Source organism: Rivularia sp. PCC 7116 (genome assembly GCF_000316665.1).
Lineage (GTDB): Bacteria > Cyanobacteriota > Cyanobacteriia > Cyanobacteriales > Nostocaceae > Rivularia.
The window spans coordinates 3,839,575-3,854,154 of sequence record NC_019678.1 but is presented as its reverse complement, the minus strand read 5'-3'; the positions used below and the strand labels follow the sequence as shown (position 1 = coordinate 3,854,154).

10 protein-coding genes are annotated in these 14,580 nt (G+C 37.3%); 5 read left to right on the top strand and 5 right to left on the bottom strand.

Features of this window, described 5'->3' with window-relative positions:
- Window positions 1-93 precede the first annotated feature (93 nt).
- From RIV7116_RS14960 to RIV7116_RS14945, 4 genes are all read right to left on the bottom strand, one after another.
- Window positions 94-804, bottom strand: coding sequence for an HNH endonuclease (locus RIV7116_RS14960; RefSeq protein ID WP_015119137.1), 711 nt, complete (start codon window positions 802-804; stop codon window positions 94-96).
- A gap of 2 nt (window positions 805-806) precedes the next feature.
- On the bottom strand, window positions 807-1,055 hold the full coding sequence (locus tag RIV7116_RS14955) for a helix-turn-helix domain-containing protein (protein ID WP_015119136.1): 249 nt from the start codon (window positions 1,053-1,055) through the stop codon (window positions 807-809).
- A 64-nt stretch (window positions 1,056-1,119) separates the two neighbouring features.
- Entirely contained in the window at window positions 1,120-2,466 is a 1,347-nt protein-coding gene (locus RIV7116_RS14950; RefSeq protein ID WP_015119135.1) for an adenylate/guanylate cyclase domain-containing protein, read from the bottom strand.
- A gap of 209 nt (window positions 2,467-2,675) precedes the next feature.
- Complete coding sequence (locus RIV7116_RS14945; protein ID WP_015119134.1) at window positions 2,676-3,584, bottom strand: DUF5996 family protein; 909 nt, start codon at window positions 3,582-3,584, stop codon at window positions 2,676-2,678.
- Window positions 3,585-4,139: 555 nt separating this feature from the next.
- On the opposite strand from RIV7116_RS14945, the gene RIV7116_RS14940 reads away from it, so the two are divergent.
- The 5 genes from RIV7116_RS14940 (at window position 4,140) to RIV7116_RS14920 (ending at window position 12,084) form a co-directional block, all read left to right on the top strand.
- Window positions 4,140-5,360, top strand: a complete 1,221-nt coding sequence (locus RIV7116_RS14940; protein WP_015119132.1) for an acetate kinase — start codon at window positions 4,140-4,142, stop codon at window positions 5,358-5,360.
- A gap of 173 nt (window positions 5,361-5,533) precedes the next feature.
- Complete coding sequence (locus RIV7116_RS14935; RefSeq protein ID WP_198287593.1) at window positions 5,534-7,495, top strand: alpha-amylase family protein; 1,962 nt, start codon at window positions 5,534-5,536, stop codon at window positions 7,493-7,495.
- A gap of 956 nt (window positions 7,496-8,451) precedes the next feature.
- Window positions 8,452-9,972: an efflux RND transporter periplasmic adaptor subunit gene (locus tag RIV7116_RS14930; RefSeq protein ID WP_015119130.1), complete on the top strand. Its 1,521-nt coding sequence runs from the start codon at window positions 8,452-8,454 to the stop codon at window positions 9,970-9,972.
- A gap of 98 nt (window positions 9,973-10,070) precedes the next feature.
- Window positions 10,071-11,336: an ABC transporter permease gene (locus RIV7116_RS14925; protein ID WP_015119129.1), complete on the top strand. Its 1,266-nt coding sequence runs from the start codon at window positions 10,071-10,073 to the stop codon at window positions 11,334-11,336.
- 85 nt (window positions 11,337-11,421) lie between these two features.
- Complete coding sequence (locus RIV7116_RS14920) at window positions 11,422-12,084, top strand: ABC transporter ATP-binding protein (RefSeq protein ID WP_015119128.1); 663 nt, start codon at window positions 11,422-11,424, stop codon at window positions 12,082-12,084.
- 679 nt (window positions 12,085-12,763) lie between these two features.
- Here the strand turns inward: RIV7116_RS14920 and RIV7116_RS14915 are convergent.
- On the bottom strand, window positions 12,764-14,575 hold the full coding sequence (locus tag RIV7116_RS14915) for an ABC transporter ATP-binding protein (RefSeq protein WP_015119127.1): 1,812 nt from the start codon (window positions 14,573-14,575) through the stop codon (window positions 12,764-12,766).
- Between the last annotated feature and the right edge of the window lie 5 nt (window positions 14,576-14,580).

Sequence of the window (14,580 nt, the reverse complement as noted above, 5' to 3'; positions counted from 1 at the left end):
CGAGCGACAGCGAAGCATTCAGCGGAGCTGAATGCTTCGTTTCACTTCGTTCCACTCGCAATGACAAATCCACAATTAATTTTGCCTAAGTACTTAACTTTGTTCCTTTATCAATTTTTCCACCGCTTCAATGATTAAATCCTGAGAATGTACGCCTTTTTTTTGTGCTATTTCGCGTAAAGAATTTAATAGTTGATTGGGCAAGCTTACTGGAGTAATTTGACCATAATTTTCAGGAAATGTCCAAGCACATTGGTAACAATTTTCTTGACAGTCTTGACAAGACCTTCTTTTTGAGACGTTACAATCAATACACAATGCTTGCCAATTATCTAAATTTGAACTTCCACCGCGAATCAAAGGAATTTTATGATCGGCTTCTAATCCTTTTTCTCCTGGCGAAAAAGAACGATTACAGACAGCACATTGATAATTAAATTTTTCAAAAAGTTTCTTTTTTTGAGCAGCTGTTAAATAGGTTCTATCAAAAGCTTGTCCCAATTGATCGGTTAAAAGTCGGTATGCAGATCGACCATTAAATATTCCAGTCTCAATTGTACATCCAGCTTCATTTCTCAATTCTCGTATTCGTCTATCAAAATATTTCTGTTCTGTTAATTGAAGTAGCTTATTTGATAAAACCCATCCTTTAGGAAACTGACTTCCTTCTTCCCAAAGAGTCCGAAGAATTAAAATTTTTACTTGACTAAGTTTTTTTGGTTTTCCTGATAACGTAGATATGTGTTGTTCAACTCGGGATAGATACACCTCAAAGTCAGAATTTTGATTATTTTGCTGAACCACATTTAACCTCGTACTAAGGCTTCTTCAAATTTTTGTGTGAATTCTGTAAGAGTAATTCCAATCCCCACACAAAAATGTCGTAATTCAACAACGTCTATACGTCTTTCGCCTCGTTCACATTTACTAATGAATGATTGAGTTTCACCAACTGCTTTTGCAAGGCTTTCTTGGGTGCATCCACGTTCAGTTCGGATATTCCTTAGCAGCTTGAGAAAGGTTTGATATTCGCTTGAAACTATACTTTTATCCACAGGTGTTTTTACAAAAGCAACATAAAAACAGCCTATAGTCGATTTTAGAATAGTCCAAAATAGACTATTTGTCCTTCCCAACCACCAAATAAGTCTGCATCTCTCCTTTACCTTTGATTTCAATTAAACCGCGCGATTCTAATAAATATTGATTTGTAAATGTATCTGTAAATTTATCTTTGATTATTTCGTAAGTAGTTTGAGAAATTTGAATATTACCGGGAATTCCGTGTGATTCCATACGACTAGCAATATTAACAGTATCACCCCATAAATCATAAATAAACTTTTTAATTCCTATAACTCCTGCAACAACAGGACCAGTATTAATCCCAATCCGAATATTGCAATTTGAGCCAGTTTCAACGTTAAATTTCTTTATAGCTTGCTGCATATCTAACGCCATTTTTACTATAGCTTCTGCATGGTCTTTTTGAGGATTTGGTAGACCACCAACCACCATGTAAGCATCGCCGATTGTCTTTATTTTTTCTAAACCATGTTTTTCTGCAAGTTCGTCAAAAGCTGAAAAAATTTGATTGAGCAATCCCACTAATTCTTGAGGAGAGACTTGAGTAGAAAGCTGGGTAAAACCGACTATATCGGCAAATAAAACCGTTACTTCTGCGAATGCTTCCGCAATAGTAGTTGGTTGTTCTTTCAAACGATTAGCTACAGTTTCTGGTAATATATTTAGCAATAAATGTTCTGATTTTTTCTGTTCTTCGGTAAGTTTATTAAACGTAGTGCGGAGTTGCTCGACTGCCGGTTGAAATATCAAAAAACCTTCCGATATTAATACTAGTAAAGTTAAAACAAGCAATGCCATTTCAATATGCTTTAGCTCGGTAACTGCTTGTGCTGTATATTGATTATATTCAGAAATTACTCTATCCACTTGCTTTTCAAATTGTCTTTCACTAGCCGAAATTTGTCTTAAAGGCTGGGAAAGCATAACACGAGGTTGAAATTTTCCAGTCTTGGCTGTGGAAAGCAATTGCTTTGCAGCATCAACCATTTTTTTGCAATTAGGATGAATTTGCTCAATAATATTTCTGATTTTAACGCTTCTCCCCGGAGAAGCATTTACTGAAGTTTCCAACTGTTCTAAATTTTCTTCTGTAGTTTCCCACTCAACAATAGTTTGCTCAAAGTCTTTTACTAAAGTTTGACGACGATTTTCATCCTGTGTCAACTTTAGAGCTAAAGCTAATTTAGCTAATCTTTGACTGAGTATTTGTTGATGTTGAACGTTGCTTATTACCTGAATATCTACTTGCTGCTGAGATAGCAAACGTTGAATGATAAATTGTCCCGCAATCGATAAACAAGCGACCACAGCTAAAGAAGAAATATAGAGCGTTGTTAGACGGCGAGTAGGAGATTTTTGTTCCTTATCGGTGCTTATCATATTTCAAATCATATTGAGATATATCAAGTATTCCCAAAATGTTGAAATTCTATATTTGTAAGCAGTTAATTACCAATTAACAATCACCAATAATTAATCCCTTGCCGCTTATCAGGTAACGTGTAAAAATCACTTTTTTCTCCCCACTCTTCCCCCTCTCCCCCCTCTCATTTACAAGGTAATCATAAAGCCGGGATATAAATAATTACTTAAGGACGCTCTAATGCTTCTCTATCCCATTTACCTAGTACTGCTGCTGCTTCGTAAGTACTTTGTAGAAAGGATAATAAGGTTTCATCGGGGGAGTCTGATATTCTTAATGATTCTAAAGGTAGAACAAATTCCTGTATGTCTTTGTGGTAATAAGCTGCTTCTGGCTTGATTTGGTATTCTTTGAATCCTTCGGGTTCTGGATAAGCGTAAGAATAGAAAAATGGCTCTACTCCGCCTCCACCAGGCCAAAATCCGCAACTGCTGACTTCGTGGGAATATGCTTCATGGGTGATGGAATCAGCGACTCCAGAGGCACCGGGATGTTTTGGTGCAGTGCGTCCCGAAAAGCGGGTAAGGGCTAAGTCGAAGCTACCCCAAAAGAAATGTGTGGGACTAACTTTACCCATAAAACGGGAACGAAACTGTGTAAATACGCGATTTGTTTGTACTAATACTTGCCAAAATCGATGTGCGTATTCGGGGTCATAAGATGCGTGTTTTGTATCATTCTCGAAGAGGATGGGGTTGGATACTTCTTGAGGCATTGTCCATATTTTGACTTTAATGCCAAGGGATGCCAAAGCGTCCATTGTTTTCTGATAAAATTCGGCTACAGAATATGATTTTAAAGCGAAGGATCTACGCTGTCCGTCAGATGTAGAAATACAAAGTTCGTGAGCGATGAAATCAAAGTCTATTTGGAAGAAAAGAGTGGAGTAGGGTATGGAAGAAGTGGTTAATCCTCTTGATGTAACGTAGAGGGTGACATTCCACCAGTGGTTGATAAGTGGAGTTAATTCCATGCGGATTTTACCGATTATTTGCGTCCATAACTGTAGAGTAGAGGACGTTTGTTGCCATGCTGTTGATGGTAATGATGGAAAAGCTTCGGTGTAATTTGCCATTGTTAACTCCGGGTTTGGAAAGATATAACCAAATCAATTGGCAATTACTAATTTATCATTAGTATTGACCGAAAATTATCGGCTACAAATCCCTGAATTAGGTTTATGGCTACAATCCTGTTAAGGATTTTAAACAAGAGTGATTTTCTAATAATATTCTATTGATACCATAAATATCAGTATCAAATGTGTTTGCCTGCGGATTTAAGCTTAAGCCAGAACTACAGTAAGTATCAGTCATAGAAGACATTATAGTCATCTATTGCAGGTAAAATTTACACCCGCTTATAAGTTATGATAACTTTAGCGTAAATAAAGTAAGCTAATCGTAACTTCCCTAACTACAAGAATATTTTTGATAATTATCAAAGTTAGATTAAGTTAAGATTAAAAAGTTTCACATATTGAGTCGGAGAGACTGCAAAAATAAGGTTTTGAAGCAGAAAAACTAGGAAGTTAAGTAAAGATTCGATAATAATTAACCAATGCTGCAAAAATTAGGCGATCGCTCTTATATGGACAATAGTTTGAGTTATATGCCAGGAACTTAAAATCATGAAAGTTTTGGTATTAAACGCTGGCTCCAGCAGTCAAAAAAGTTGCTTATACGATTTAAGTAATCAGGCTCTCCCAGATATTGCGCCACACCCCCTCTGGGAAGCAGAAATTGACTGGACGCATCAAAAAGGTAAAGCAGAGCTAAAGGTTAAAACCCGTAAAGGTAAATCGAAGACAAGCTTTGATTCTCAATCTCGACGGGCTGATACTTTAGAAATGCTCAAAACCCTTTGGGGTGGAGAGAATCCGGTAATTCACAATCCCCAGGAAATTGATATTGTCGGTCATCGAGTGGTGCATGGAGGAGATGAATATCGGCAAAGTACCTTTGTCACTTCCGAACTCAAAGCAGCCATTGCTCGTTTATCAACATTTGCACCCATTCATAATCCAGTTAATTTAGAAGGTATTGAATCTATTGAAGAAATTTTGGGTGATATACCCCAAGTAGCAGTATTTGACACCGCTTTTCATTCCCATTTGACTCCTGCTGCTTACACTTATCCCATTCCCTATAAATTTCTGCAACAAGGCATTCGCCGCTATGGCTTTCACGGTATCAGTCATGAATACTGCGCTCGCCGTGCGGCTCAAATTCTTGGCTGCGATTTAAAAGAGTTACGTTTAATTACCTGTCATTTGGGAAATGGCTGCTCCCTCGCAGCAATTCGCGATGGCTACAGTGTTGATACCACAATGGGTTTCACTCCTTTAGAAGGGTTAATGATGGGCAGCCGTTCTGGCTCCGTAGACCCCGGTATTTTATTACATTTATTACGCCACGAGAACTATACTGCTGACGAATTAGATAATCTCCTCAATCGCGAATCTGGTTTGCTTGGTATTTCTGGATTATCGGGTGACTTACGCCCAATTTTATCCGCAGCTGAGGAAGGAGAAGCACAAGCGAAATTAGCTTTAGATATATATATACATCGATTACGCTCCTGTATTGGCTCAATGCTGGCGAGTCTTTCCGGATTAGATGCAATAATATTTACTGCCGGAGCAGGTGAAAATTCTCCTTTAATTCGCGCTGCAACCTGTGAAGGGTTTGAATTCTTGGGTTGGAAAATTGACGCTCAAAAAAATGAATCTTCCCCCATTGATATAGATATTGCCGCCCCGGAATCTACGGTAAGAATCTTGCCAATTCATACCCAGGAAGACTGGGCGATCGCACAAGCTTGTTGGCAGTTGTCATCATCTGATGGTTAAGTTTAAGAAAAGTATTAAATATTATACTTTCCTCAGATAAATTAACGGAATAATAAAAATTTGTATCATTTTTATCTAAAAGCTGCTGGTATTGAAATTTAATATACAGGAGTGGAATTTCTTTCTCTTAATTGGCTGATTTTTAAAGCGAAGCTATGCATAATCTTTTACTAATGTCGAGCGAAGCCCGCTCCGCATTTGAATCATTAAAAAAAAATCAGTCATCCAAGTTGGCTGCTCGCTGTGGAACTAGAGATGCGGATATCTTTTGGTTACGCTTAGAAAGATATTTTGAAGATTTATACCACCCTTTGATAGAAGTTTACGGTCAACGCGATGATGCGATAGAGCAATTTGGTTTACTGTTTGACCAGATGATTGATGCCTATGTAAGTAGACCAGAATCTTTGCGGCTACTGGATTTGGAAAGGCAATTTACTCAACGCTGGTTTCAAGAACCAAATATGGTGGGTTACGTCTTTTATGTGGATTTATTCGCAGGAAATCTGAACGGGATACGGGAAAAAATTGGCTACTTGCAAGAACTCGGTATTACTTACCTGCACTTAATGCCGCTATTAGAGCCAAGTCCGGGAAATAATGATGGTGGGTATGCAGTAAAGGACTACCGCAAGGTTAATCCGGAATTGGGCACGATGTCGGATTTAAAACAGCTTAGTGAAGAACTTCATGCCTGTGGCATCAGTTTGTGTTTAGATTTAGTACTGAATCATACCGCCAAAGAACACGAATGGGCGCAAAAGGCAATCGCTGGAGAACAAGAGTATCTCGACTACTACTATACGTTTAGCGATCGCACTTTACCAGATATCTACGAGCCAGATTTACCAGAAATCTTTCCTAACGATGCACCAGGAAATTTTAGCTGGTATCCGAATATGGGAGATACTGGACGCTGGGTTTGGACAACCTTCAATGAATTTCAATGGGATCTCAACTACACAAATCCTGCGGTATTTCGAGAAGTAGTTGATATTATGTTTTTCCTATCCAACCAAGGTGGCGATATCTTACGATTAGATGCTGCACCGTTTATTTGGAAACGCGAGGGAACCAACTGCCAAAATCAACCCGAAGTATTTAAGCTGATCCAGGCATTTCGCGCCATCATGAGAGTTGTTGCTCCGGGGACAATTCTCAAAGCTGAGGCAATTGTGCCACCGGACGAACTTCAGAAATATCTTGGTGTTAAAGCAACCGTTGAGAAGCAGTGCGAATTAGCGTATAACAATCAACTTATGGTGTTGCTGTGGAGTTCCTTAGCCACACACAAAGTCAATTTAATGACCCATGTGTTTCATAGTTCGCCCAAAATGATGATTGGTTGCGCTCCCATCAACTACCTTCGCAACCACGACGATATCGGCTGGGCAATGACGGATCGAGCTCTTGAAACAGTTGGTGAAAATGGTTTTCTTCATCGCCAATTTTTGAATCAATTCTACAGTGGAAACTTTGACGGTTCTTTTGCTAAAGGAAGTTTATTTCAATTCAATCCCGAAACAAAAGATGCTCGGATAACTGGCACCACTGCTTCCCTGTGCGGATTGGAAAAAGCTTTGGCGATAGGAGACGAAAATGAAATTGACTTAGCCGTGCGTCGTATTCTGCTGATGCACAGTATTATTTTCGGCTTTGGTGGTATTCCAGTAATTCATATGGGGGATGAATTAGGTTTATTAAATGATTTGTCCTATATGAATGATGAAACAAAAGCTACAGATAATCGTTGGATGCATCGCCCATCAATGGATTGGGATAAAGCAAAATTACGCCATGATAACAACACTATTGAAGGAAGAATTTTTCAAGGTCTTCTTCATTTAATTAAAGCCCGTAAGTCCACCTCACTTCTTCACTGTTTTTCCTTCTTCTACCCAATGTGGACTGGTAACAATAGCGTTTTAGCATACTGTCAAAAGCGTGCGGAAGGAACGGTGATGGTATTGGCTAACTTTAGTGAAACCCAAAAGTCAATTGATGCTAAAATGCTCGATTATGCTGAGATGAGTGGAGACATTCGTAATTTGCTAGCTTCAGGCGCTCCCCCAAATATTATTAATGGGCGCATTCATCTGCAAACTTATGAAACTATGTGGTTAGCTGATAATTAATATAATTTCATAATTGACTTATACACTCAAAAGTAAATAATTTGAGCTAAGTTACCGATAAGTTTAGGAACTACTAAAATCCGGCTATAAACTTATCGGAATCAATTAAAAATACGACAAGTTAAAAAAAATTGATTAGCAAGAATACAAACTTAAAAAGTTTAGAGAATTAATCTCTTTAAAATAAATTTGGTTTTATATCATGTCCGGCAAATCACCCATAATATGTCATTGCGAGCGAAGCGAAGCAATCCCAATCACTGCGATTGCTTCGCTTTGCTCGCAATGACGGTTAATTTAACGGACATGATATTACCCCTTATAAACCCTCTTGAAAAAACTGCAGAGGAGGCAGAGAAAAGAAAAAAGAGGAGAATTGAGAAGTTTATTTACCTATCATATTTTATGGGACAGACTACTAGTCCTTTGCATTAATTTTGACTGGTTGTAGAGACGTAGCAATGCTACATCTCCCTACCTTTGGAAGAAAACGAACCTATAAAAAGTTTTAATGGGTATATAGTAATTAAAATATTTTCTACCCTCTCTACCCCCTCCCCATCCTTACTCGTCAAAATTAATAAAATCGAATACTAGTTTGTCAAGCATAAAAATGCAAACAATTATGCATTTATTGGCTGGACTTAGGAATTAAAAAATCAGCATAATACAAATATTGTAGTAGTGCTGTTTCATAGTACAGCTTACTTTCAGTATTGCTATGTGATTGTTAGGTAATTAATCGGGCTGTCAAAATTACTTATCTTAAGTTCATTTGTTGGTATATAGCGGTTTTCAGTTGAATAGAATACACTTCTCTTCTTGTTAAGGAGAGGAATGTATTGCACCCAAATGAAAAGCGCTATATTAAGCCAATTTTAAAAAATTCGATATTTTGAGATATTTATTGACTGATTAATTATCTCCATTCTCCTTTGATTCCAAGTATATAATCTATGAAAACTGACGTAAAAAGCCAAAATTATTCATCATCAAAATTCCATACAAACCATAGCCATAAAAAGAAAAATCGTTTTCTCTTCTGGCTACTAGGATGTGCTTGCTTGGGAGGAATAGTCTATACCTTACAACATTTTGTAGTTGCAAATATTCCTCAAACAAAAAGTAAATTATTGACTGCTCCAGTTACCAGGCAAAATTTAAACATGACAATTTCCGCTAACGGTACTATTCAGCCAGAGCGCACGGTAAATGTAAGTCCAAAAAACGCTGGTATTTTAAAAAAGCTGTTAGTCAATGAAGGTGTTTTAGTAAAACAAGGACAAATTATTGCTTATATGGATGACGTAAATCTTCAAGGAGAACTCATCCAAGCAAGAGCAAAATTGGCTTCAGCAGAGGCTAATTTACAAAAATTAAAATCGGGAAATCGTCCCGAAGATATCATTCAAGCACAAGCGCAGTTAGAAGAAAGCCAAGCCAATCTGACAAAACTAATTGCGGGGAATCGTCGTGAAGATATTACTCAAGCTTTATCTCGTGTAAAACAAGCAGAACTTGCTTTTAAGCAAGCAAACGAAGAGTTGGGGCGCTATGAAAAACTTTTTAAAGCTGGTGCAATATCCCGCCAAAATTTCAGCGATTATCAAACAAAGCGGGATACAAGTATGTTGCAATTGCAAGAATCTCAACAAGCTTTGGCATTAAAAAAATCGGGTACCCGCAGGGAAGATATCGAACAAGCGCAAGCGAAAGTAAAACAGTTTCAGCAAGCTCTTAAATTAACTCAAGTGGGAGCGCGAAAAGAAGATATTGAACAAGCACGCGCTGAAGTCAACTCTGCAAGAGGTTCTTTACAAACCATTCAAGCCAGAATTTACGATACAGTCATACGCGCACCATTTGATGGTTTGATAGCAAAAATATATGCAGAGCCTGGTTCTTTTGTAACGCCAACAACCTCTGGAAGTGCTATCTCTTCAGCACTTTCGTCTTCGATTTTATCATTGACATCAAAAAATCAAGTAGTGGCTAATGTCGCTGAATCAAATATCTCAAAAATTAAAATTGGTCAAAAAGTTAAAATTTCGGTAGATGCTTATCCCCAGCAAAATTTTTTAGGAAGAGTATCGCAAATTGCATCTCAGGCAACTATTGAGCAAAATGTTACTAGTTTTGAAGTCAAAATCGCTTTAGTTTCTGACAAAGAGCAATTATTAAAATCTGGGATGAATGTAAGTGCGGAATTTCAAATCGGTGAATTAGAAAATTCTTTGGTTGTTCCGACTGTTGCTATTATACGCCAGCAAAATCAAAGCGGTGTCTACATTGTTGGAGCAGATAATAAACCACAATTTGTCTCCGTTAAAACTGGTGTTACTGTTAAAAACAAAACTCAGATACTTTCTGGAATCACTGCTGACAAACAGGTTTTGATTAGTTCTCCACCAGGAATTAAAACTAATTCCTCACCGCCAGGTATTTTTCCACCTCCTCCAGAAAATATGCAGAGATAATTCTCTCAATCATCTAATTTAACTTTTATACAGCTTTTAGACTTGGTTTGAAAATAGAAATCGCCAAGCTAATCAATATAAATACACAGAGATAGCAAATGATGTTTAATTCACAAAAATCTAAAGCTTCACTTTATTATATAGATATTTTTTCAATGGCATTAGAAGTGCTGTGGAGTAATAAATTACGCACGGGGCTAACTATGCTAGGAATGATTATTGGTATTTCTTCTGTTATTGGCATTACTTCTATAGGGCAAGGGGTGCAGAAAGCCACAGAAGAAGAGATTAAATCATTAGGCACTAATGTATTGCAGATATTGCCCGGTGACGCAGCTAGAGGAAATGTTAGTCAAGGATTAGGTTCGACAAGTACTTTAACTTGGGAAGATGCGAAGGCAATTGCTTCACAAGCACCATCAGCAGAGGTTGTTTCTGCCTATTTACAACATCAAGGACAAGTAGTTTATGAAGAAAATAATACTTCTACAACTATTTATGGTACCGATTTAAATTATTCCGAAGCTAGAAATACTTACCCACAAGTAGGAAGATTTTTTAATCAAGAAGAGTTGAATGCGAGCAAACAGGTAGCGGTATTAGCACCTACTGCTAAACGTAATTTATTTGGGGATAAAAATAATGTTATTGGCGAAATAATTAGGATTCAGGGTGAGGTTTATGAAGTGATTGGTGTTATGGAAGCTAAGGGTTCTCAAGGTCCCATAGATAGAGATGATGGAGTTTATATTCCACTTACAACTATGTCAGCCAGAATAGTGGGGAATAATGCTTTATCTGGTATTTCAGTTAATACTATCTTTGTCAAATCTAGCAATCAAGAGCAGCTTCTTGCCGCTGAATTTCAAATCAATAATTTGTTGCGCGTTCGTCATAATATTTATCCTCCTCAAACCGATGATTTCCGAATTACAAATCAAGCTGATATCATCAAAACTTTTACAAATATAGTTGGTTTATTGACTGTTATGGTTGTTGCCATCGCCGGAATTTCTTTGGTAGTTGGTGGTATTGGTATTGCAAATATTATGCTGGTGTCGGTGGTAGAAAGAACGCGAGAGATTGGCATTCGTAAAGCTGTTGGAGCCAAGAGTTCGGCTATTTTGAATCAGTTTTTGGCTGAGGCTATTATTATTTCTAGTTTGGGAGGTGTAATTGGCATGGGAGGCGGTATTTTGATTGCCTTTGTTGCGGCAACTGTTTTTAATATTCCTTTGGTGATTTCTGTTTCATCAATTGCTATTGGTTCGGGACTTTCCTTTAGCGTTGGTTTATTAGCTGGAGTAATTCCCGCACGTAATGCAGCCAAATTAGACCCGATAAAGGCTTTACGTAGCGATTAAAAGGAAGAGGGAAGAAGGCTGGAATTGGGATGGAGGTTTGACTCTAACCCAATTTTTACACCTGCTGTTTTTTTTGGTGAATAATATGATTTATCTAGAATCTATTAGAAAAAACTATTTTCTGGGAGAGGTGGATATTAGCGTACTTAAAGGCATTAATTTGTCTATTAAAGAAGGTGAATATATTGCTATTATGGGTGCATCCGGTTCGGGAAAATCTACTTTAATGAATATTCTTGGCTGCTTGGATCGTCCAACGGCGGGAGACTATATTTTTGAAGATAGAAATTTGAGTAGTCTTAACGATGATGAATTAGCATATATCCGCAATCAACGGATAGGTTTTATATTTCAGCAATTTAATTTATTGCCCCGCTCAACTGCGATAGAAAATGTTATTTTGCCGATGGTTTATGCTAATATTCCAAAGCAAAAACGTCGCGAATATGCAGAAGAAGCATTAGTAAAAGTCGGATTAGCAGAACGTATTTTTAACCGTCCAAATCAACTTTCTGGAGGGCAACAACAAAGAGTGGCGATCGCACGAGCATTAGTTAATCAGCCAGCTTTAGTTTTAGCAGACGAACCTACTGGTGCATTAGATACTCAAACATCCCAAGAAGTAATGGATTTGTTATCAGAATTAAATCAACAAGGCATTACAATTGTGATAGTAACTCACGAAGAAGATATCGCCGCTCAAACAAAGCGAATCATTAGAGTTCAAGATGGTTTAATTGTGTCTTGATTTAGATATTGTATTAAAATTAAATCTATTTTATAGATATACAGGACTTACGCAACTGTCATAAGGCTCGGATGGTGCGTGACACCACAAGTGTTAATACTACGTTGAAAATTGATCCAAGTGTCACAGCACCCTACGAAAAAATATGTCGTTTGCGTAAGTCCTAATATATTTTGATGAGCGAATGTTAAATAAAATCATATTGGTAGGGGTTATAAATAAATTACCTCTACCAATTTTTGCGTTGCTGATTAAAAGTATGAATTGCCCCCTAACCCCCAATTATCTCATGTCCGGTTGAACACTTATCATACCTGTGGGGACTGGGTAATGAGTAATAAGTAAGTAATGAGTAATGAGTAATAAGTAAGTAATGAGTAATAAGTAATGAGTAATGAGTAATGAGTAATAAGGAATTATGATGCTCTGGTTTATATAGTTAAGACTTACGCAATTGTCACAAGACTCGGATGGTGCGTGACATCACAAGTCTTATACTACGTTGAAAATTAATCTAAATGTCACAGCACCCTACAGAAAAATGTGCCAGATGCGTAAGTCTTAATAGTAAGTAATTAGCCGGACTTCATATTATGGTGGAACAAGATAATTAAAAATCCCCCAGTTTTGGGGGTTGGGGACACAATCTTTATACGAATGCTTCTATCTCCAACATTCCTCAACGCAATATCGCATTCATATCAGTTTTGATATTATTCGCTAATTGCAGAGAATATAGGTTTGCATATACTTTCCTTTGATTCATCAATTCTGTATGGGTACCTGCTTCGATGATTTGCCCTTGCTGAATCACTAATACTTTGTCTGCATTGGTGACTGTAGCCAAACGATGAGCGATAATAAAGCTGGTACGATTTTTGAGTAAATTCGCTATAGCTGATTGAACTAAGTTCTCTGTTTGACTGTCGATGTTACTCGTTGCTTCGTCTAAAATCAATATTCGCGGGTTTACCAAAACCGCACGGGCTATACTAATTAATTGCTGTTGTCCTTTACTTAAATTTATCCCGCGTTCTCCTAATTGTGTTGCGTAACCTTGGGGTAAAGTCAAGATAAAGTCATGAATATTTGCAACCTTTGCGGCTGCTTCAATTTCTGCTGCTGTTGCTTGGGGATTTCCAAAGGCAATATTTTCGGCAATGCTACAGCTAAAAATAACGGTTTCTTGGGAAACAATACCAATTTGACGGCGCAAACTTGTTTGGGTGACTTTTCTAATATCTATCCCATCAATTTTAATTGCACCATCTGTAACGTCATAAAAGCGAGAAAGTAAACTAATTATGGTGGTTTTTCCTGCACCTGTTGCTCCCACTAATGCAATTGATTGTCCAGCCTGAGCTTCAAAGTTAATTTTATCTATAACTTTTTGACTGGGTTTATATTCAAAAGAAACTTGCTCGAACTCGACTTTACCCTGAATTGATGGCATTGTGATTGCATCTGCGGCATCTTCAAGTTTGACGGGTTGATCTAAAAGCAGAAAAATCCTTTCTAATCCGGCGAATGCAGATTGTGATTGAGTATAGAAATGGCTGATAATTTGGATGGGCTGAAAAAATTGCTGTACGTAAAATACAAATGCGGTGAGTGCCCCGACTGCGATTGTATTTGTATAAGCGAGAATTCCTCCACAGGCTAATACAACAGCCAGAGCAAATGTATTCAGGAAATCTATTGTTGGTAAAAAAGCAGAAGTAATTGCTGTAGCTTGGATATTGGCGTTGCGGTTTTCTGCGTTGAGTTGGCGAAATTCTTGAATACTCAGTTGTATGCGGTTAAATCCTTGAACTTCTTGGATATTGCTAATATCTTGTTCTATTTTGCCCGAAAGCTGAGAAATTGTTTGTCTGGTAACTCGATATTTTTCCCGAGCTAAACGTGCAAAAAATCCAGTTACTAATAACATTATAGGTATCATTAAGTTTGTTAATAAACCTAATTGTAAGTTTATAGAAAGCATAAATATTGCACTTGCTAATAAACCAAAAAAGCTGCCAATGACTTGCGGCAATATCGGGCTGAATAATTGATTTAATGTATTAATATCGCTCAACAACCGACTCATTAAATCTCCGGCTTTACTTTTATCAAAAAAACTCAGGGGTAATGCCTGTAATTTGATAATAATATCTTGTCGTAATTGGGCGAGTATGCGCTGCATTATGATGCCAACACGAGCAATTAAAATGCGGCTGGATATAAATCCAATTGTATATACTATCGCAAGTAGCAATAACATCCAGGCAAGTCCGGACAAATTATTTTTTAATATTAAGTTATCTATTGACCAACCAAGAATAAAAGGTGGGGATGCTTGAGTAATAGAGCTAATAAATATTAAGCTTACAATCAAGGGAATATCTTTAATATACGGATAGAAATATTTCCCAAATTTACGGATAACAGGTAATGATTGATTTACCTTGGAAGTCATTTCAATTCTATGGCGATTATAAAGTTTATTCATGAGTT